Raw genomic sequence first — 21632 nt, forward strand, 5'->3', positions numbered from 1 at the left:
TGGATGAGAGGGCGCGATAGAGTGGAAGGCTGAGAGGCTGGAAGCTTTTCTTAACAATGCAAATGAGATAGAATGCAGGCCAGTATAGATGCTTGTGAGGATTTCTTAAGAGATTAAGGAACCCGTTAATAAATCAAAGTATATATTTTTTCTGAGAATTTGATCTTGGTTCAGATTGAACGCTGGCGGCGTGGATGAGGCATGCAAGTCGAACGGAGCAATTGTTTCGACGATTGTTTAGTGGCGGAAGGGTTAGTAATGCATAGATAATTTGTCCTTAACTTGGGAATAACGGTTGGAAACGGCCGCTAATACCGAATGTGGCGATATTTGGGCATCCGAGTAACGTTAAAGAAGGGGATCTTAGGACCTTTCGGTTAAGGGAGAGTCTATGTGATATCAGCTAGTTGGTGGGGTAAAGGCCTACCAAGGCTATGACGTCTAGGCGGATTGAGAGATTGGCCGCCAACACTGGGACTGAGACACTGCCCAGACTCCTACGGGAGGCTGCAGTCGAGAATCTTTCGCAATGGACGGAAGTCTGACGAAGCGACGCCGCGTGTGTGATGAAGGCTCTAGGGTTGTAAAGCACTTTCGCTTGGGAATAAGAGAAGACGGTTAATACCCGCTGGATTTGAGCGTACCAGGTAAAGAAGCACCGGCTAACTCCGTGCCAGCAGCTGCGGTAATACGGAGGGTGCTAGCGTTAATCGGATTTATTGGGCGTAAAGGGCGTGTAGGCGGAAAGGTAAGTTAGTTGTCAAAGATCGGGGCTCAACCCCGAGTCGGCATCTAATACTATTTTTCTAGAGGATAGATGGAGAAAAGGGAATTTCACGTGTAGCGGTGAAATGCGTAGATATGTGGAAGAACACCAGTGGCGAAGGCGCTTTTCTAATTTATACCTGACGCTAAGGCGCGAAAGCAAGGGGAGCAAACAGGATTAGATACCCTGGTAGTCCTTGCCGTAAACGATGCATACTTGGATGTGGATGGTCTCAACCCCATCCGTGTCGGAGCTAACGCGTTAAGTATGCCGCCTGAGGAGTACACTCGCAAGGGTGAAACTCAAAAGAATTGACGGGGGCCCGCACAAGCAGTGGAGCATGTGGTTTAATTCGATGCAACGCGAAGGACCTTACCTGGGTTTGACATGTATATGACCGCGGCAGAATGTCGTTTTCCGCAAGGACATATACACAGGTGCTGCATGGCTGTCGTCAGCTCGTGCCGTGAGGTGTTGGGTTAAGTCCCGCAACGAGCGCAACCCTTATCGTTAGTTGCCAGCACTTAGGGTGGGAACTCTAACGAGACTGCCTGGGTTAACCAGGAGGAAGGCGAGGATGACGTCAAGTCAGCATGGCCCTTATGCCCAGGGCGACACACGTGCTACAATGGCCAGTACAGAAGGTGGCAAGATCGCGAGATGGAGCAAATCCTCAAAGCTGGCCCCAGTTCGGATTGTAGTCTGCAACTCGACTACATGAAGTCGGAATTGCTAGTAATGGCGTGTCAGCCATAACGCCGTGAATACGTTCCCGGGCCTTGTACACACCGCCCGTCACATCATGGGAGTTGGTTTTACCTTAAGTCGTTGACTCAACCCGCAAGGGAGAGAGGCGCCCAAGGTGAGGCTGATGACTAGGATGAAGTCGTAACAAGGTAGCCCTACCGGAAGGTGGGGCTGGATCACCTCCTTTTAAGGATAAGGAAGAAGCCTGAGAGGGTTTCTGACTAGGTTGGGCAAGCGTTTATATGTAAGAGCAAGCATTCTATTTCATTTGTGTTGTTAAGAGTAGCGCGGTGAGGACGAGACATATAGTTTGTGATCAAGTATGTTATTGTAAAGAAATAATCATGGTAACAAGTATATTTCACGCATAATAATAGACGTTTAAGAGTATTTGTCTTTTAGGTGAAGTGCTTGCATGGATCTATAGAAATTACAGACCAAGTTAATAAGAGCTATTGGTGGATGCCTTGGCATTGACAGGCGAAGAAGGACGCAAATACCTGCGAAAAGCTCCGGCGAGCTGGTGATAAGCAAAGACCCGGAGGTATCCGAATGGGGAAACCCGGTAGAGTAATAGACTACCATTGCATGCTGAATACATAGGTATGCAAAGCGACACCTGCCGAACTGAAACATCTTAGTAAGCAGAGGAAAAGAAATCGAAGAGATTCCCTGTGTAGCGGCGAGCGAAAGGGGAATAGCCTAAACCGAGCTGATAAGGCTCGGGGTTGTAGGATTGAGGATAAAGGATCAGGACTCCTAGTTGAACACATCTGGAAAGATGGATGATACAGGGTGATAGTCCCGTAGACGAAAGGAGAGAAAGACCGACCTCAACACCTGAGTAGGACTAGACACGTGAAACCTAGTCTGAATCTGGGGAGACCACTCTCCAAGGCTAAATACTAGTCAATGACCGATAGTGAACCAGTACTGTGAAGGAAAGGCGAAAAGAACCCTTGTTAAGGGAGTGAAATAGAACCTGAAACCAGTAGCTTACAAGCGGTCGGAGACCAATGGCCCGTAAGGGTCAAGGTTGACGGCGTGCCTTTTGCATGATGAGCCAGGGAGTTAAGCTAAACGGCGAGGTTAAGGGATATACATTCCGGAGCCGGAGCGAAAGCGAGTTTTAAAAGAGCGAAGAGTCGTTTGGTTTAGACACGAAACCAAGTGAGCTATTTATGACCAGGTTGAAGCATGGGTAAAACTATGTGGAGGACCGAACTAGTACCTGTTGAAAAAGGTTTGGATGAGTTGTGAATAGGGGTGAAAGGCCAATCAAACTTGGAGATATCTTGTTCTCTCCGAAATAACTTTAGGGTTAGCCTCGGATAATAAGCTTTTGGGGGTAGAGCACTGAATTCTAGCGGGGGCCTACCGGCTTACCAACGGAAATCAAACTCCGAATACCAGAAGCGAGTCCGGGAGATAGACAGCGGGGGCTAAGCTTCGTTGTCGAGAGGGGAACAGCCCAGACCGCCGATTAAGGTCCCTAATTTTATGCTGAGTGGGTAAGGAAGTGATGATTCGAAGACAGTTGGAATGTTGGCTTAGAGGCAGCAATCATTTAAAGAGTGCGTAACAGCTCACCAATCGAGAATCATTGCGCCGATAATAAACGGGACTAAGCATAAAACCGACATCGCGGGTGTGTCGATAAGACACGCGGTAGGAGAGCGTAGTATTCAGCAGAGAAGGTGTACCGGAAGGAGCGCTGGAGCGGATACTAGTGAAGATCCATGGCATAAGTAACGATAAAGGGAGTGAAAATCTCCCTCGCCGTAAGCCCAAAGTTTCCAGGGTCAAGCTCGTCTTCCCTGGGTTAGTCGGCCCCTAAGTTGAGGCGTAACTGCGTAGACGATGGAGCAGCAGGTTAAATATTCCTGCACCACCTAAAACTATAGCGAAGGAATGACGGAGTAAGTTAAGCACGCGGACGATTGGAAGAGTCCGTAGAGCGATGAGAACGGTTAGTAGGCAAATCCGCTAACATAAGATCGGGTCGCGATCAAGGGGAATCTTCGGGGGAACCGATGGTGTGGAGCGAGGCTTTCAAGAAATAATTTCTAGCTGTTGATGGTGACCGTACCAAAACCGACACAGGTGGGCGAGATGAATATTCTAAGGCGCGCGAGATAACTTTCGTTAAGGAACTCGGCAAATTATCCCCGTAACTTCGGAATAAGGGGAGCCTTTTAGGGTGACTATGGAACGATAGGAGCCCCGGGGGGCCGCAGAGAAATGGCCCAGGCGACTGTTTAGCAAAAACACAGCACTATGCAAACCTCTAAGGGGAAGTATATGGTGTGACGCCTGCCCAATGCCAAAAGGTTAAAGGGATATGTCAGCTGCAAAGTGAAGCATTGAACCTAAGCCCTGGTGAATGGCCGCCGTAACTATAACGGTGCTAAGGTAGCGAAATTCCTTGTCGGGTAAGTTCCGACCTGCACGAATGGTGTAACGATCTGGGCACTGTCTCAACGAAAGACTCGGTGAAATTGTAGTAGCAGTGAAGATGCTGTTTACCCGCGAAAGGACGAAAAGACCCCGTGAACCTTTACTGTACTTTGGTATTGATTTTTGGTTTGTTATGTGTAGGATAGCCAGGAGACTAAGAACACTCTTCTTCAGGAGAGTGGGAGTCAACGTTGAAATACTGGTCTTAACAAGCTGGGAATCTAACATTATTCCATGAATCTGGAAGATGGACATTGCCAGACGGGCAGTTTTACTGGGGCGGTATCCTCCTAAAAAGTAACGGAGGAGCCCAAAGCTTATTTCATCGTGGTTGGCAATCACGAGTAGAGCGTAAAGGTATAAGATAGGTTGACTGCAAGACCAACAAGTCGAGCAGAGACGAAAGTCGGGCTTAGTGATCCGGCGGTGGAAAGTGGAATCGCCGTCGCTTAACGGATAAAAGGTACTCCGGGGATAACAGGCTGATCGCCACCAAGAGTTCATATCGACGTGGCGGTTTGGCACCTCGATGTCGGCTCATCGCATCCTGGGGCTGGAGAAGGTCCCAAGGGTTTGGCTGTTCGCCAATTAAAGCGGTACGCGAGCTGGGTTCAAAACGTCGTGAGACAGTTTGGTCTCTATCCTTCGTGGGCGCAGGATACTTGAGAGGAGCTGTTCCTAGTACGAGAGGACCGGAATGGACGAACCAATGGTGTGTCGGTTGTTTTGCCAAGGGCATAGCCGAGTAGCTACGTTCGGAAAGGATAAGCATTGAAAGCATCTAAATGCCAAGCCTCCCTCAAGATAAGGTATCCCAATGAGACTCCATGTAGACTACGTGGTTGATAGGTTGGAGGTGTAAGCACAGTAATGTGTTCAGCTAACCAATACTAATAAGTCCAAAGACTTGGTCTTTTTATGATTGGAAGAGCCGAAAGGCAAAGACAATAAGAAAAAGAGTAGAGAGTGCAAGTACGTAGAAGACAAGCTTTTAAGCGTCTATTAGTATACGTGAGAAACGATACCAGGATTAGCTTGGTGATAATAGAGAGAGGGAAACACCTGACACCATTCCGAACTCAGAAGTTAAGCCTCTGATCGCTGATGGTACTATACACAAGAGTATGGGAGAGTAGGTCGTCGCCAAGCATTTTATTATATAAGATCTTAGTCACAGACTAAAAAGGAGAAGGGGGTAGCCGCTAACGCAGTTACCCCCTTTTCTTTTCTCTAAAATACCTTCTCTCTTCTTCTTGCTGTAATCCTAGTCAAATTATCTCTAATTCTCTACTATCTTCTTCCTTATCCTTTAGAGCATTTTCAGCTTATCAAATATTTCTCTTTTTCTACCCTTTTAAGACTTTAGAATACCATGCTCCTTAGAATGGACAGAGGGATCCTGGGGATCATAACGGAATTTCAAAACAGAGGCCTGCTGGAAAGATCAAAAGCATGTATGTAGGCCGCAGATGACTATACATGCAAGAGAATCGAGAAAGTTTGTCATTAACAAGAAGTTTAGCTCTTTTTGAAAGCCTTGCCACAGTCTGTATGCTGATAGCAAGGGCTTATTAATTAACGCATGAGAAAGAAATTAGAAGCTATGAAGAACTGTTGTTAGAGACTCTTCTTGGAGTGATGGAAGAAAGTTAGCACCCTTGTAGCAGGTTAACTTCCGAAATCATCTAAAACAATAGAAGAGCGCTCAATACCATAATTATCTAACAAGGTTAAGATGCTACTATTATGCAGAGCAGGACCGCAAACGTAATATAGATAATCTTCTGGATTGGGGAGATGACTCAGTTGTCTAAGTTCGAAAGCTTTAAACAAGAAATTGGTTTTTATAGGATCATTCTTATCCCATCCTTGGTCTAAATCTTCCTGTAAAGGCTGAGAGAGAACCAAGTGATAGTGGAAGTTGGGGAATTCTTTCTCTAACTTCTCATACTCTTCTTGGTAGATATTTTCTTTAAGAGAACGTGCTCCATACCACAAAGTCAGTTCTCTGTCAGAATGTTTATTCAACAGTAAATCAAGAATATGGCTTCTTCCAAAAGAAGATCCAGCACCTCCTATTAGGAAGATAACAGGACGGTTGTCCTCTTTCATGAAAGACTCCCCATAAGGCCCGGATATCATTACCTTATCACCGGGTTTCAGAGAGAATATATACGAAGAGCAGACTCCCCAAGGGATGGTCGGGTCGGGAGCTTGATCCACAAAAGGAGGGGTCGCGATCCGGACATTGAATTTGATCAAAGGAAGTTCTGCTGGATAAGAAGCTAGGGAATACGCTTTATTCGCAGAGTCGGTATCTAAAGATAGATTATCAATAACTTGGTCGAATAGATGGAAAGTCTCCCAATCACTATAGTATTGGGGATCCATAGTCTGCTTCCAGTCCGAAGTATTGGTTTTATAAGGAGGAACGGTAATTTGTAGATAGCCTCCAGGTTTAAAAGGAATAGGGCGCGAAGGATCTACAGAAAGAACAAGTTCTTTGATAAAGGTAGCAACATTCTCGTTTGATACAACAGTACCCTCCCAAGAAGAAGCATTGAAATAACGCTCTTCTACTTCTAAGCAGAGATCGTGTTGTACTTTCGTTTGGCAGGAAAGTCTCCATCCTTGTTCTAACTGCTGCTTAGAAAAGGTAGAACGATCTGTTTCTAATGGTTCATCAGCATTCTTTGTAATGCGGACTTTGCATTGCTTACAAGCAGCTTTCCCTCCACAAGGAGAAGGGATAGCGATTCCTGAATCTAATAAGGAAGATAGCAATGTTTTCCCGCTGTCTACAGTCTTAGTGAGGGAATCATCATTATTGATTTTTAGCTTACAAGGATGCACTTTAATAAGGAATTTCCTGGAAAGCAGGATAACGGCGACAAGAATAAGACCTAAAGAACAAAATGCTGCAGAAGCGACAAAGATAGAGTACAGGCCTGAAAGCCAAGTCATAATTATAAAAATCCCTGGAATTTCAACGAGACTGTAGCGTCAAGTTATAGGTTACTCTATAAAAAATCAACGGAGTTTTTTAAAGTTTTATTACAAGGAAGCAAAGCCCAAGGACCTGGGCTTTGCTGAAAGGAGCTCGTTTTTATTTCTCAGCTTTAAGAATTTCTGAAATAGCAGCTTTAAGAATTTCAATTTTCCCTGAGGCAATGTTGAGAATGACTGTGTGTTCTCGGATTTCCGCAATGGTGCCAACGATTCCCATAGCAGTTACTTTATCTCCAACAGCTAACTCGCTTTTTCTTTTTTCCATAGCTTGACGACGTTTTTGTTCTGGACGCCACAAGATAAAATAGAAAAAGACGATAGCAATTCCTAACATGACTGCAGGTTGTCCAAACGTTGCGCGTTGAGGAGAATCCGTATCAGCAAATAGAGCTGGGCAACATCCTAAAAAGAACAGGATACTAAAAAACAGACGCGAGTACATCGAGGTGCCTTTTATTAGGGTTAAAAAGGATAGGTTAACACAGGAAGATAGGGGGATCAATCCTTTTCCAGAAGGAACAGCATTAGGAATAAGGCTTTCTTGTTTTAAGAAAGCCTTTCTAAGAGAACAATATTTTCCAAATGATTAGTATGCGGAAACTGATCAATAGGCTGCATGCGCCGTAGCTGATATCCTTGCTCTACAAGAACAGAGCATTCTTGGATTTGTGTAAGAGGATTGCAGGAGACATACACAATTTTTTTAGGAGCCATGCGTAAAAGGTATTTTAAGGCTCTATTTTGCATGCCGCAACGAGGAGGATCGATGACTACAATATCTGGGGAAGGAAGGTTTTCATTCCGTTTGCAAAATTGTTTTGCATCTTCCAAAAACACTTCCATATCCACGGAATTAAGCTGAATATTTTCTTGTGCTGAAGCAACAGCATCCGGGACTAGTTCGACTCCAATAATTTTTTTTACGTAAGGAGCCAGTAAAATGCCGATAATCCCAGCTCCGCAATATAGATCCAAGAGAGTCTCTTCTCCGCAAGGATCAATGAATTCTTTGATAGTTTGAATGATTTTTTCTGCTTGGAGGCTTTGTGGCTGGAAAAAGCTTCTTGGACGGATATGGAAGAGACTAGAACGGCCATCTATCGATAATTGTTGTTTGAGGAAAGGAGCTCCGTATAGATGAGTTGTCCGGAAGGTTGTGGGAGAGTTCCGTGCGGAGAGTTTTTCTTCCCAGAAAATCGAAGTAATCGGTAGTCCAGAATCTAATAAAGATTGTTGCCATTCTTGGATTATATTCAGAGGTACAGCGAATTCTTCTCTTCCTGATGTAGTCAGAATAATCATAAAATCATTAGAGATATTGCCTACCCGGACTGTAATAGTGCACAAGGAGCCTTTATTTAATGGTGGATAGTACGCAGACAGGTCAGGATGGGCAGTCCACCATGAGCGAGTGATATTAAGGATATCCATGGCACGCTCATCAATCATTAAACATTCGGTAATTGGGATTCCTTTTTTAGGTTTTGATGGAGAAATAAAACCTAAAGTTTTTTCTCCATCAACCGTTTGGTAAAAAGAAAATTCCATTTTATTTCTTCCACGAAGAAGAGGAGAACAAGGAATTACAGGGAGAATATTTTGGGATGGGATAAGAGGTGCAAATAAATTATGGAGCGCAAGCTCTTTTGTTTTTAAAGAGGATGCATATTCCATTTGAGGAGATGAACAGCCTCCACAGACGCCAAAATGTTTACAGTTACGATAGCAGGAGAGCAACTTGAATCCTAAAGAAAGTGAAAGGTTTTTCCTCCAAAGGAGGTGTGAGGTTGTACTTTTATTTGCAAGGACTTGCCTTTGCGAGAACGGAAAGGATAACAAAAAAAAGAGAAGGGATCAATGAGAAGAGGAAAGAGGGCCCTGTTGATAAAAGTGCCCTCTATAAAAAAGAGAAAGCGCTAAAATATTATTTTTTTGTTGAGCGAGTTTTTTTCGCTGTTTTAACTTTTGTTTTAGGAGCGGCTTTTTTTGTTGGTTTGACCTTTGCTTTAGTAGCACAAGTTCTTTTTGTACAAGCTTTTTTAGCCACTGTTTTTGCAGCGCGAACAGGCTTCTTAGCAGCAGCTTTAGCTTTTTTAGCAGCGGCTTTGCTTTTTTTCATTAAGCCCATTTTTTCTGCTTTAATGGACTCTTTACGATATACCTTCGCGATCTTTTCTAATTTGATAGATTCTGTACGAACTCTTTGTGCTGCGGCTTTATTTCCTTTTTCTGCTTTAAGCAAATTTTGTTGGATACTTTCCAACAAGTCAGTCATTTTTTTTGCCGTATCTTTTAGCGCCATGAAAAAATATCCTCTAGTTGTTGTTTTAAACTATTTTTTTCAGTTTTAATTTTTAATTAGTTTGTTTGTTCAAATTCATGCAACCATTTTCTAGAATCTAGGTAAGGATCCTAAAGCAGCTTTATTTGACATCTCCTTGTACCGCTCTGTTTATCAATAGGTTATTTTTCCTCTGTTAATAGAAAAATTTTTTATAAAACTATGTGCTGCATAGGGTCTGAATAGGGTTTCTTTTAATAGAAAGCGCTGAACCTTGTTTAGAAAAGAAAGAAAGGAGCTTGTTCTCTTGTTAGAAGATTCTTCATAGATCTTTTCAGAATGGATTATTAAGATGCCCTCATGATGAGAAGTCTTTGCAGTCTTCTTTGAAGAGGAATAAACAAGTGTTTTTTCATATGAATATTTATAGATTCATCTCTGGAAGCTGTTCATGGTTTCTGATAGGTTGGGGGATATGCTTCGGAGCTGACGTGCCACTTTCTTTTGGGCACCAATGCGCAGACGTTCGCAAGGCGATGCAAGAGGGCAAGCCGCTTTTGCCTATTTTTGATGCGTTTATTCGTCGTATCGTGAATGACAGCTCATCTTTATCTGAGAAAGATTGGGAAACAGCAACATGGTTAATTTGTGAATATATACGAGGGAGTTTAAAGCGGGGAGAACAAGAGTTATGCTCGGAGCTTGTAAAACCTCTGTTTTCTTTAGCTGTAATGCCTCCGCAGTCAAAAGCTCGTATTAAGCAAGTGTGGCAGGTACTCAATCCTCAAGGAGCTTCTTTAAAGGACTTAGTCCGTTTACTGGAAAGTAGCGGATGCTCCTCTTCACCGCAAGATCATCTCCTACTTTCTTTATATAATATGACACTGCATAGCAGTTATGAGAACAAGAAAGCAGAGATCCTTTTTGCAAGAGAACAAAAAAATTATCAGGACGCTTTACGTTTATGCGAGGAGTTGCAAGAAAATCTGACTTCAGGGCTTTGTTCACCTCTTTCAACGGTATATGAGGTGGAGCAAGCCTTCTTAAAGCGAATCTCCTTAGCCATACGGTGGGAACAAGAGAAGGAGCTGCAAGGGAGCCCCTCTATAGAGTTGCTATTGGCCTATTGTAGTGCGGAAGAGAGTTACGCAGAGGCTGTGGAGCAGTTAATCAAAAAAATAGAATTAGGAAGCTTAGACCGATCACAAGAAGTCGACGCAATTTTATTTGCACATGCGTTAAGTAAACTTCCATGGGAAGAGACTCTTGGAGAACACGAACTGGAGGTTCTCATATCAGGAGGACACTATCTCACATCGATTTATTCTCAACATGCTTACTTTTCGCTTCTCGAACAATATTTTAAAAAATCTCAAATACAAGAAATATCTCGCTTATTAGATTTTGGGAAAACCGTCTTTGTTGAGACCCATAAGAAATATCCGGAATACCTCTTCTTTCTAGGCAAGTACTGGTTTTACTTGCGGGATTTCTCTCGTGCAGAAGAGGCTTTTTCTTCTGTAATTCGGTATGCAGATCGACTGGGAGTGTCTTTAGCGGAAACTTATGAGTATTTAGGGTGTTTAGCTTGTTACAAAGGGCACTATGCTTCCGCTAAAGAATTCTTTCTTAAAGCTTACAAGGGGTGGGGGAGAGAGGATGCCGGTATAGGATTGTATCTATTGGCAGTCTTAGAAAAAGATCCTATTTTATGTCAGCAGGTCAGAGAACAGGTGTCTTTATCCTTTTCACATCAGGAATTTTTAAAATGGATGGATAGAAATTTCTTACCTGAGCCAGGGAAAGAAGGCTCTTCTTTTTTTAAGGTATTGGGAAGCTCGCGTTCTTTATCTGAAGAAGAGTTTCATGGATTACTGCTAAAGGAGATGATTAGTCGTCATCATAGAGAGAAGCTCTCTTGCTCTCCTATACAACGGCTAGTGTACGACCAGTTGGATCGAGAGATACAACTTCGGTTGACAGAAACATTAATTCAAACAGAAGATCTTCTGGTGAGACGCAAGCTCTCTTTATGGAGAGCTCTATATGAAGGATCGTTGGTATCTTGGGGGTCTGCTCATCAGAATCAGACTTTATTTGAGAAAAGTATTTTGCAGTGTTTTTCTGCTCTGTCGCAGCAGGACCCTAGCGCAATACAGCAAATAGCAGAAGCTTTTTCTTCAGGAGCCTCTTTATGGCAATCCTCTTTGAGGATGGTGTGGGCAGTTAGTCATACTAGTGAAAATCCTATATCGAAGGCATATTCGTTAGGCATATCTGATCGGCCTTGGGGAGATCGACTGTATCTTTTACAGTATTCATTAGAGCAATATCTTTCTGGAGATACAGAATTATTAGAGTATTTAACACAATTCCCAGAATTATTCCCGAACTCGCCTTTGTTGCCTTTGGTTTATTATTTGCAGGCAAGAGGTGAGGGAGATCCAATTCGAAAGATCGCTTGGTTAACAAAAGCTTTAGAGACTTTTACGGAAAATTCTTTGTTAGCAAAGGAGATGAAAGCTTGGGCTCCTTTGTATTATTTAATGCGAATGGATTTAGCAGAAACCTACCTATATTTAGGGAATGTGTCTAAATCACAAACTCTTTTCGAAGCGATCCAAGAAGAGTGGGATGCTCCGCACCATCCTTATGTAAAGTTGATAGATCCGCCGCACATCCGTGTGTCTTTGGAGATGCGTTGGGTTTCGGGGCTTGCTCATGTGTATGAAGCTATACAAGCAACTGAACAAAGAAATGCGTTATTAATCAGCCACATTGAAAAACGTTTCTTTCAAATGCGACCAAGACAGGAATATATTGGGAAGATGTTAACATTCACGAGTTCTCTATGCAGAGAACTATTAGCAGATGCCTCATGGTAGTAAAGAAGCTATAGCTTTATAAGCAGACGCTGTAGCGCGGTTGAGACCTGGACCTGCAAAATTCTGCCCTACAATTTTTATATTGTGAGGAAGTTTAGATAGAAGGCGTTGGCGGGATTGGATAAATCCAACATGGTGTTGGGGAAGTCCCTCTCGAGGAGAGAATAGTGAGAAAGCTTGGGGAGGAGTGTAAATTTGCAGGTACTCAGAAATAGCTGCTAGTGAGAAAGCATACGCTTCTTCTTGGTGCCATCGACCTTCTAAAAGAAGAGAGACTATTGTATTAGGCCGCTCGGGTTGAGGGAACACTTCCGTATTAAACACGATCCCTAATAAGGGAGGCGTATCAGCGAAAAGCATGCCATATCCATGAGGGATAGGGAGGGATGCATGCCATCCTAAAGATACACAAGAGAGATCCCAAGATGAAGTCGTTTGCTTGATAAGCTTGGTTTCAGGGATCTCTTCTAGACAGGAAGGGAGATCGTGCACGGACCCAGCATAAATGAGCATATCTCCCGTTATTTCTCCTTGAGGAGATGAAAGAGAAATTTTCCCATTCGCCAACTGACGGATTTTGCTGACGGGTGCAGAAAAATACCAGGTAGCAGGCAATTTATCATGCAAAGCCTGGGTTAGCATTCCCATCCCAGACCGCAAGGTAGCTAAATAAGGGCCTGTGCGTTTCTCTTTAGGAAAATCTTTGAGATAACTACGTAACAACGATCCTGTTTGAGCTTCTCTTCGTGTTAATTCTGGGTAAGCCATCTGTGCAGACAATATATGACTATGTCCTGCACGAATAGCAATGCTAATGGGATTTAAAAGATTTCTTCTAAGCTTGGAAGAACTGTGTCTTTTAAAGAAGGCTTCCACGGAGCTGTCTTGTTTGTAAGGACGCGCAAAGAAATCCTTAGCAAAAGAGAGAGGGAGATTTTGTTTGAAAATAGTCCAAGGCGAGACTTTTCGGGTTTTATTATTATAGTGGATAAAGCGGTTTTTAGCCTCTGGAGAGCTATATAATAGCTCGTCTGCTAGGCCTAAAGACTGAATGAGGTGAAGGGTGTGTTGCCCATCATGAGCTAAAACAAAACCTTTAGGGCCCATATTGAGGGAAAACCCTTGTTGTTTCTCTGTGACAATTAGCCCTCCAGATCGAGACTCTTTTTCTAGAATAGACAGCTGCACATGAGGGAATCGTTTGTGTAGCCACCACGCGGCAGAAAGGCCGGCAATACCTGAGCCAACAATGAGAGCATGTTTCATATAGACTTCGAAAAAAGAGGTTTTTCTACGATGTTCTTCAAAAAATAATGGTCAAAGGCTGTGGCAATGACCCGTACAAAAAGCTCTCCAAGAGGAGTTACTTGTAAAGAAGAGGAGTCTTGCCGAATTAATCCTGCACTCTCCATCCCGCACAGCCGATCATAGCTATCTGCAAAGTATCGATCAAAGCGTTCATGAAACCGTTGTTCGAACTCCAGTTTAGACAATGAAAAAGAACACATTAGGGTATGAATCACCCATTTGCGGGTTTTATCATCCTGAGAAAGAATCTTGCCTTTCACAGTTGCTAGTTTGCCAGCCTGAATAGTCTCAGAATATTCACGAAGATCCTTAACATTTTGTAAATAGATCCCCCGAATGAAACTGGTTGCCGATATACCAAAACCTAGAAGATCTTCTTCAGGAGGAAGAGAGTACCCTTGGAAATTACGAATCAACGTTTTGTTCTTAAGGGCGATAGTTAGAGGATCATCCGGAAGAGAAAAATGATCTAGACCAATAGCCTGGTAGCCTTCCTGGATCAGGGTATGCCGAGATTGGGAATAAATCGCGAATTTCTCTTCCATGGAAGGGAGATCTTTAGTGCGCAAAGCCTTTTGATGCGGCTTAGCCCAAGGTACATGAGCGAAGGAGAAAAGGGCTAGGCGGTCTGGCCGCATATCTAAGATATGTTCAATGGTTTGTTTAAAACTAGACTGTGTTTGTTTAGGGAGACCATAAATGAGGTCAATATTAATACCTGTGAATTTTAAGTCTCGGAATAGTTGATAAGCTAAGAGCGATTCTTCGTAAGATTGGCGTCTACGAACAGCTTCTTGAACTTCCCATTGGGTATCCTGAATACCCAGACTCACACGATTAAAACCTAGGTTATGAAGGAATAGAGGTTTATCGGCATCCTCTCTGAGACTTCGAGGATCGAACTCTATGGCAAGTTCTTCGATATTGGATAAATCAAAAAAACGATGGATATGAGTGAACAAACGTTCAAATTGAGCACGCGATAAACGACTAGGAGTCCCGCCACCAAAGTGAATTCTAGAGACTGGTTTCTTCCCTCCTAATAACGAGAAAGCTAGGCGCATTTCTTGGATTAACGTCTCTATGTAGTGATCTACGATTTCTGCTTTTCTATTTAAAACAACAGTACATCCGCAATATAGACACATAGATTGGCAGAATGGGATGTGGAAGTATAAAGAAAGAGGATCTTGCTCCTGAGCAAGCCTCTCCAAGGCCGTATAGCCATAATCTGAGGAGGATTCCCAGTCGACGATGGTGGGGTAGCTCGTATAGCGAGGAGCTGGTTGATGCAGCCCTTTTAGGAAGTTGAAATTGATGTTAAACATGATACAACAGCCTGTACATTTTCTATTGGCGTTTGAGGTAAGATACCATGCCCTAAATTGAAAATATAATGCGATTGCTGTTTTAAGGGAGCAAGATAAGCTTCAAGGTGAGCAATCAGTGCGTCTTGGGGAAGTAGTAAAAGAGCAGGATCGAAATTTCCTTGGATAGATCCGGGACTATGTATCTGACGGTAAACCTCTGGGAGCTCTACGTGATAATCGGGATGTAAGGTATCTGCTCCAATCGCATATAGAGACAAAAATTCTTGGTAAAAGCATCGGCAGAACAGACTAATAGGAGGATTCCCTGTCTGCTTGATTTGACGGATTAGCTTGGTATTGGGAGCAACTACGTATTTTGCAAAGAGGTGAGGAGGCAGTCGTAAACTCGAAGATTCAAACAATTGAATCGCTGCAGCTCCAGCTTGCACCTGCATCTGGAGATAAGTAGCGGTCCCTAGAGTGATTTCATCCAATAAAGCTTTAAATCTGTCGGGATATTGATAGAGGAATGCAATTGTTTTAGGGTAGTCTCTAGATGCTCCCCCCTCTATTAGATAACTGGCGAGAGTAAAAGGAGAAGCGGCAAAGGCAATCAAAGGGACCGTGAGACGTTTCGTTAGTTGCTGGATAGCTTCCAGTAGAAATGAGAATGTTTCTTGAGGATCTTTTGTGAAAATAAGAGGTTCATGAGGGGAATAGCTAACCTCTGGCCCAGGAGCAAATCGATAATCGACAGAAAACCCTTCTAGAATAGAGAGAATATCAGCAAAGACAATAGCGGCATCTACTCCTAATAAAGAAGGCCCTAATAGCGTCGCTTCTACAATAGACTCAGTATCCAAAAAAAAATCTTTCAAAGAACGGTTTCTTTTCAGCTCTTGATATTGAGGTATATATCGCCCCACTTGGCGGAGGAACCATATTGGCGGACGTTGTTGATCTCGAGGGGAGATGGTTTCATAAAACCCGGTCATAGGCATCCTCTACCTCTATTATTTTGGGAAAGCCTTTTCTACAGACTCTTGGACTTCTTTTACTAAAAGTTCCGGTGTCGGTGATAAAGAATACGGTAACGTTTTTTGAATTTGTTTGTCTTTATCATGATACTGCTGGATATATAATGCATTCCCTGTTCCTTTGATACTGGAAAGGTGATATTCCTGCGCGATTAACCGAATCCGCGCTAGAGCAAATAACCAGGAAATAGCTTCTGGAGAAGGTCCAAACCTATCCCGCAGCTCTTCTTCTATAGCCTCTAGCTCCTCTTCAGATTCGGCATTTCCAATTTTTTGATAGAACTCGATGCGCATAGAAGCAAGATCTATATAGTCTTCAGGGATGCGCGCATGATAAGGAAACTCAATTTTTATATCATCGTGGAAGAGCATGGGTTTTTGTTTATGCTTCAGGGCAGCCACAGCTTTTTTCAGTAATTTGCAATATAGGTTAAACCCAACAGCACTAATATGCCCGGATTGGTCGGTACCTAAAATATTTCCAGCTCCTCGGATTTCCAAATCATGAAGAGCTATTTTCATCCCGCCACCGTACTCCTGTTTATTCAATGCTTCTAGGCGTTTAGAAGTAGGTCCGGATAAGCGATCCAAATGAGGGACAAGAAAATAACAATAAGCTTTCTTATTCCATCGTCCAACACGGCCTTTCATTTGATACAAATCAGCCATACCGAATTTATCTGCGTGGTCTATCAAGATCGTATTTGCATTAGGAATGTCGATACCATTTTCAATTAAAGCCGTTGCGACAAGCACATTGGTTTGTTGAGTTTTAAATTTATAAAATATACTTGCTAGTTCATTGGCATGCATCTGTCCATGAGCTACGCCAATACGCGCTTCCGGAATCAATGTTCGAATGGTTTCTCCTAAACGGAAAATACTTTCGATGCGATTGTGAATAACGTAAACCTGCCCTCCACGTAAAAGCTCATGGCGTATTGCTGCAGATAGGGTTTCTTCAGAATGCTCCATGACAAATGTACTGACGGGAAGTCGATCTAAAGGAGGCATTGTAATGAGAGAAAGGTCTCGAGCTCCAGATAAAGAGAGATACAGAGTTCTTGGAATTGGAGTTGCAGAAACAGTAAGACAATCGATTGTGGGGAAGCGTTCTTTTAGAGAATCTTTGGCCTTCACTCCAAAGCGTTGTTCTTCATCAATAATAAGTAGACCTGGATTATGAAATTCTATGGCTTTGTTAATGACTTTATGAGTGCCAATGAGAATGTCAATACGTCCTTGGGCTATATCCTCTAATGTTTTTTTCATCGTTTTCCCTTGAGAAAAGCGGGACAATAGTCCAATTGTGATAGGCAGCCCAGCCATCCGTTGGGAAAAAGTTTCAAAATGCTGGTTCGCTAAGATCGTGGTAGGGACCATAACGATTACTTGCTTGTGCCCATCACACACAGCTTTTACGGCTGCCCGCATAATGATTTCTGTTTTCCCGAACCCTGCATCTCCACAAATCAGCCGATCCATTAATTTATCAGACATCATATCTGCATAAATCTGATCGATAGCTTTAAGCTGATCTGGCGTTTCTTCATACGGGAAACTTTCGGCAAATTTGATTACCTCTTCTCCGTGCGGGGGATAGATAAAAGAATTCGCTGTAGAACGCTGAGCTTCCATTTGAATCAGCTTTTCTGCATACAAAATCACAGACTTTTCTGAGAGCTCCCGAGATCGTCGCCACTTTGCTCCATTCAAGTGATGCAAATCAGGAGCTTTTTCTGAAGCACCAACATAGCGTGAGATTAGATAAGCTTGGTCTGAAGGGACATAGAGGCGAGCTTTGTCTGCATACTCTAAAACTAGATAATCTGTTTCAATATTGAGATGATTAGGCTTTTTCTCTATACCAATGAATTTTCCAATTCCATTGTGTAAATGGACTACAGTCTCTCCTGGGACTGGAATATACACTTCTTCCGTTGTAGTAGAAAAATAGTTCCGTTGTTTTTGTCTACGGAGGACTTTGCTCGCTGCAAATTCCGAAAGGGAAACGGCAGCAAATCCAGCTTCTACTAACGCAAAACTGGAGGAGAGAGTTGTAGGATGGTCGTAAATTTGAGTGTTTGGGATACAGGCTGCTGCGAGATCATGAGCTTCTTTTAAGGATTTTGTATTGGAACAATACAAAGCTAAAGAGAGCGTACGCCCAGCACAAAAATCCTGGAAGGTCTTTAAAAATGCAAGTAAAGGGTTTTGCTCGCCACTAGTTTCTATTAGTGCCGGAGGATAGATAAAAGGTAAAGAAACTCTTTGTACAGAGATCTTCTTATGAAAAGCCTCTATAGAAAATCCTGTATCCTTATGCGAAATGAGATTGGGGAACGTTTTTTCTTCAAAAAATAGAGGAGTAAATTCTTTGAGAATCCGCTGACATAGATCCTGAATGGGCATAAAACGTTTCGGAAGAGATGCTAAGATGCCTGCAATATCCGAAAAATTATCTTCAAGAGACGAGAGCCCATCAAAGATACAAAGCGGGAACGCTTTAAAATAATCCAAAAGTGAATGAGATAATTTGTTTGTAGGAATGATTGCCGTCGCAGGAGAAATGGTAATTTGAGACAGCTTTCCTGTAGAGAGTTGATCCGAAGGGTTGTAAGAGCGAATAGAGGAAACGCGATCCCCCCAGAATTCAATGCGAAAAGGTTCTGGAGAAGATAGGGGGAAAATATCAACAATCCCTCCTCGGAATGCAAAGTCTCCTTTTTCCCTAGCTAGAGCTTCATGTCGATAACCTAAACTTTTACAAAGATCGAGTAGGGTATCGGGATCCAGTTCTTCTCCTACTCGAAGTTCGAGATGATCTCGGATCATAGATTCTGGAGAAGGAGTTCTTTCTGATAAAGCCTTCAGTGTTGTGACACAGATAACTGGAGCACTCTGTTTTTGCAGAGAATACAGAATATGGTCTCTTTTTCCCACCGCATCAACATTCACCAGCTTGGGGGATAAATCTATTTCTGAAGCAGGGAACTCAAGAGGCGATTCTGCCAATAGAGTGGTCAAATCTTCGAATAAATCATCAAGTTTTGCCAGTGTCGTGATAACGACGATAGAGCGTTTAAGTTCTTTGAATAGTTTTGCTATGACAAAAGACCTTGCTCCCGAGTGGAGATTTTCCACTAAGGACGGGAGCTTCGTGTCTTTTAATAAAGGAAAACTAGAAAAATCTATGCTAGTTGGGTCGAAATCCATTGTCTTAAAGTTTTGTTAAGAAACTCTATTTGAGGTAGCTCCGCGGAACTACCTTGTGCCGAAATCGCTTTCCCGCCACAACGCCCACCATATGGAGCAAGAAGTTCTGCAAGTAAAGTGTGTGCCTGAACGCCTCGTTTTGTTAAATCATCGGAGACTCTAGACAAGACAATGTAGCGACCATTCTTTTCTGTGATCCATAAAGAAATGAAGTTGGTAGGAATTTCCTTATGTATAGCATTTGCGTAGTGTTGAATTCTTTGTCCTTCTTCCTCAGTTAAATAGTAAACTAAGTACGAAGTATCACAGATTTTCTCACAGGAAGTTAACAGGGTTTTTACTTGTTGCTGAACAAGCTGATTTTCCAAATCAGCAACTTGTTTGGCTAAATCCTTTTTTTCTTCCATTACACTGCGGATTTTGACAAGGATTTGATCTTTAGGAGATTGGATAACGGTAGCTATCTCATTTAAATCCACATCTTGTTCACGAGCAATATTCTCGGCGTCTTCTCCTGTTGTTGCTTCTATACGACGGATTCCTGTTGCAACAGCATGTTCTTTGGTAATTCTGAAATAGCCAATATCTCCAGTTGCCTGAGCATGCGTTCCTCCACATAGTTCGTGGGAAAATCCTGCTGAAACAACACGAACAATATCTCCGTATTTATCCCCGAAAAACTGTTTGATTTCTGAAGAGCTCATTACGTCAGAATACAAAACTTCTCGAATCGTTACCGGATCATTTTCTCTAATTTTCTCATTCACGAGAGTTTCTATTGCTAGAAGATCCTCTGGTGATAGCGCTTTGTTATGAGTAAAGTCTAAACGAATTTTTTGAGAGTCGACATAAGAACCTGCCTGACGGATATGTTCTCCAAGAGTCATTTCAAGAGCTTTGTGTAGAAGATGGCATCCTGTGTGATTATTAGCGGTTTTTTTCCGAAGGTTTTGGTTTACCTGTGCGGTGACAGCCATTGTCGTTGTCAAACTTCCTTGAGAAAGTTTCCCTAGATGAACGATGAGTCCTGCTTTAGGGGCAATAGTATGAGATACCAGGAAAGTTCCTGATTCACAGAAAATTTCTCCAGAGTCTCCTATTTGCCCACCTTTTCCCGCGTAAAACGGGGTGGTTCGTAAAATAATTGCTCCTTCATCTCCTTCTTCCAGTGATGAAGCAATTTCGTTGTACTTAATAATTCCTTCAATAAAGGTGTCGCAGGAAAGAGTATCGTATCCGATAAACTCGGAAGTGTTAGTTGGATCTAAATCTTGGAACACAGAGTCACTGTCATTCTTAGTTTTTTTCGTGTTTTTTCGAGAGCGTTCTTTAGCTTCTACTTCAAGCTTCTCAAAGGTATCCATATCTATTGCGTAGTTATAGTCCTTTGCCAGTAGGGCAATTTCATCGATAGGAAGCCCGTAAGTATCTTTGAGTTTGAAGGCATCTTCTCCAGAAATCTTAGCGGAAGAAGCTGAAGATTTCAGTACTTGTTGGAGTAGATTCCCACCTCTCTGCAACGTTTTGAAGAAATGCTCTTCTTCTGTAGTCAAGACTTCTTGGATTTGTGTGACTGATGCAGAGAGTTCAGGATATGCTTCTCCCATTACATCCACTAGTGAAGGAACCACATCGGCTAGAAAAGGGCGATTGAATCCTAAGCGTTTTCCGTAATTGACAGCTCGGCGGAGAATTTTTCTTAAAACATAGCCTCGTTCAGTATTCCCTGGTAACAGCCCATCAGCTATTGCGAAAGAAAGAGAACGGATATGGTCCGCGATCACTCGGAAGGCGGCTCCTTTTGCTTCTGTTGGAGAGTATGTTGTCCCGGATAAATTTTCTATTTTGGAAATAAGATGTCTTAAGACGTCTGCTTCGAATACGGTTTCTGTTTCAGCTAATAGAGAAACTAGACGTTCTAAGCCGGCACCTGTATCAACACACTTCTTCTGCAAAGCTAAAAGAGTCCCGTCAGAAGTTCTATTAAACTCCATGAATACGAGGTTCCAATACTCTAAGAAGCGTTCTCCATCAACGTCTTCAAGAGGAGAAGCAGCTTTCCCAAATTTTTCTCCTCGATCGAATAAAAGCTCGGAACAGAATCCGCAAGGTCCGGTATCCGCCATACTCCAGAAATTATCTTTGTCTGTTAAACGAAAAATTCTGTCTGTCGGAAGATATTTTTCCCAAAGAGCGAAAGCTTCATCATCCTTTTCATGCACGGTGGCATAAATAAAATCAGGATCAAAATTGAAAATAGAAAGCGAGACTTCCCAAGCAAAGGAAATAGCGTCTTGTTTGAAGTAATCACCGAAGGAAAAATTCCCTAACATTTCAAAAAAGGTAAGATGTCGGGAGGTGTGTCCAACATTTTCTAAATCATTATGTTTTCCCCCGGCACGAATGCATTTTTGAGATGTCGTTGCCCTTGTGTAACTCGTCTGCTCTTTCCCTAGGAAAATATTTTTGAACTGGTTCATTCCCGCATTCGTAAAGAGTATGGAAGGATCATTATGCGGGAAAACAGGAGAAGATGCTACAGGTGTATGGTTCCGGTTAGCATAGAATTTTAGAAAATTGGATCGAAGAGTGTTACTCAACATGGGGAGACCATTT

10 protein-coding genes and 3 rRNA genes are annotated in these 21632 nt (G+C 42.6%); 4 read left to right on the forward strand and 9 right to left on the reverse strand.

The window, feature by feature from the left end; genetic code table 11:
• The first annotated feature begins 147 nt into the window (after positions 1-147).
• From CTA_RS04020 to rrf, 3 genes are all read left to right on the forward strand, one after another.
• Positions 148-1700: ribosomal RNA gene (locus tag CTA_RS04020) — 16S ribosomal RNA — on the forward strand.
• A gap of 248 nt (positions 1701-1948) precedes the next feature.
• A 23S ribosomal RNA gene (locus CTA_RS04025) occupies positions 1949-4885 on the forward strand.
• Between the two features lie 119 nt (positions 4886-5004).
• Positions 5005-5119 (forward strand): 5S ribosomal RNA (rrf, locus tag CTA_RS04030).
• Together the 16S, 23S and 5S rRNA genes form the textbook arrangement of a ribosomal RNA operon.
• 519 nt (positions 5120-5638) lie before the next feature.
• On the opposite strand, the gene nqrF is transcribed toward rrf, so the two are convergent.
• The 4 genes from nqrF to hctA form a co-directional block, all read right to left on the reverse strand.
• Positions 5639-6934 carry an NADH:ubiquinone reductase (Na(+)-transporting) subunit F gene (gene nqrF, locus CTA_RS04035; protein ID WP_009872118.1) on the reverse strand — a complete coding sequence of 432 codons (1296 nt, stop codon included), beginning with the start codon at positions 6932-6934 and terminating at the stop codon, positions 5639-5641.
• Between the two features lie 142 nt (positions 6935-7076).
• A complete protein-coding gene (yajC, locus tag CTA_RS04040) occupies positions 7077-7421 on the reverse strand; it encodes a preprotein translocase subunit YajC (protein ID WP_009872119.1) in 345 nt (114 codons plus the stop codon).
• Positions 7422-7525: 104 nt separating this feature from the next.
• Positions 7526-8716 carry a 23S rRNA (uracil(1939)-C(5))-methyltransferase RlmD gene (gene rlmD / locus CTA_RS04045; RefSeq protein ID WP_010725329.1) on the reverse strand — a complete coding sequence of 397 codons (1191 nt, stop codon included), beginning with the start codon at positions 8714-8716 and terminating at the stop codon, positions 7526-7528.
• Positions 8717-8903: 187 nt separating this feature from the next.
• Positions 8904-9281, reverse strand: a complete 378-nt coding sequence (hctA, locus tag CTA_RS04050) for a histone H1-like protein Hc1 (RefSeq protein ID WP_009872121.1) — start codon at positions 9279-9281, stop codon at positions 8904-8906.
• Between the two features lie 395 nt (positions 9282-9676).
• On the opposite strand from hctA, the gene CTA_RS04055 reads away from it, so the two are divergent.
• The gene (locus CTA_RS04055; RefSeq protein WP_011324853.1) at positions 9677-12145 is read left to right on the forward strand and encodes a phosphoprotein; all 2469 of its coding nucleotides are present in this window, start codon (positions 9677-9679) and stop codon (positions 12143-12145) included.
• Here the strand turns inward: CTA_RS04055 and CTA_RS04060 are convergent.
• Genes CTA_RS04060 through alaS form a run of 5 tightly spaced genes read right to left on the reverse strand, consistent with a single transcriptional unit; the run spans position 12137 to position 21619 of the window.
• The gene (locus CTA_RS04060) at positions 12137-13411 is read right to left on the reverse strand and encodes a protoporphyrinogen oxidase (protein ID WP_009873346.1); all 1275 of its coding nucleotides are present in this window, start codon (positions 13409-13411) and stop codon (positions 12137-12139) included. The two genes, CTA_RS04055 and CTA_RS04060, sit on opposite strands and share 9 nt — an antisense overlap.
• Positions 13408-14781 carry an oxygen-independent coproporphyrinogen III oxidase gene (gene hemN / locus CTA_RS04065; protein ID WP_009872124.1) on the reverse strand — a complete coding sequence of 458 codons (1374 nt, stop codon included), beginning with the start codon at positions 14779-14781 and terminating at the stop codon, positions 13408-13410. Before hemN ends, CTA_RS04060 begins: the two co-directional genes overlap by 4 nt.
• The gene (gene hemE, locus CTA_RS04070; RefSeq protein ID WP_009872125.1) at positions 14754-15764 is read right to left on the reverse strand and encodes a uroporphyrinogen decarboxylase; all 1011 of its coding nucleotides are present in this window, start codon (positions 15762-15764) and stop codon (positions 14754-14756) included. The genes hemN and hemE overlap by 28 nt, the downstream gene beginning before the upstream one ends.
• 12 nt (positions 15765-15776) lie before the next feature.
• A complete protein-coding gene (gene mfd / locus CTA_RS04075) occupies positions 15777-19016 on the reverse strand; it encodes a transcription-repair coupling factor (RefSeq protein ID WP_009872126.1) in 3240 nt (1079 codons plus the stop codon).
• Positions 18992-21619, reverse strand: a complete 2628-nt coding sequence (gene alaS / locus CTA_RS04080; protein WP_010725333.1) for an alanine--tRNA ligase — start codon at positions 21617-21619, stop codon at positions 18992-18994. Before alaS ends, mfd begins: the two co-directional genes overlap by 25 nt.
• Between the last annotated feature and the right edge of the window lie 13 nt (positions 21620-21632).

Origin of the sequence: Chlamydia trachomatis A/HAR-13, assembly GCF_000012125.1 — a bacterium.
Classification (GTDB): Bacteria; Chlamydiota; Chlamydiia; order Chlamydiales; family Chlamydiaceae; genus Chlamydia; species Chlamydia trachomatis.

Bases quoted from the DNA above. Each gene is read 5' to 3' on its own strand.
- mfd (WP_009872126.1), bottom strand. From the start codon at position 19,016: ATGGATTTCGACCCAACTAGCATAGATTTTTCTAGTTTTCCTTTATTA.
- yajC (WP_009872119.1), bottom strand. From the start codon at position 7,421: ATGTACTCGCGTCTGTTTTTTAGTATCCTGTTCTTTTTAGGATGTTGC.
- CTA_RS04055 (WP_011324853.1), top strand. From the start codon at position 9,677: ATGAATATTTATAGATTCATCTCTGGAAGCTGTTCATGGTTTCTGATA.
- hctA (WP_009872121.1), bottom strand. From the start codon at position 9,281: ATGGCGCTAAAAGATACGGCAAAAAAAATGACTGACTTGTTGGAAAGT.
- hemE (WP_009872125.1), bottom strand. From the start codon at position 15,764: ATGCCTATGACCGGGTTTTATGAAACCATCTCCCCTCGAGATCAACAA.
- CTA_RS04060 (WP_009873346.1), bottom strand. From the start codon at position 13,411: ATGAAACATGCTCTCATTGTTGGCTCAGGTATTGCCGGCCTTTCTGCC.
- alaS (WP_010725333.1), bottom strand. From the start codon at position 21,619: ATGTTGAGTAACACTCTTCGATCCAATTTTCTAAAATTCTATGCTAAC.
- nqrF (WP_009872118.1), bottom strand. From the start codon at position 6,934: ATGACTTGGCTTTCAGGCCTGTACTCTATCTTTGTCGCTTCTGCAGCA.
- hemN (WP_009872124.1), bottom strand. From the start codon at position 14,781: ATGTTTAACATCAATTTCAACTTCCTAAAAGGGCTGCATCAACCAGCT.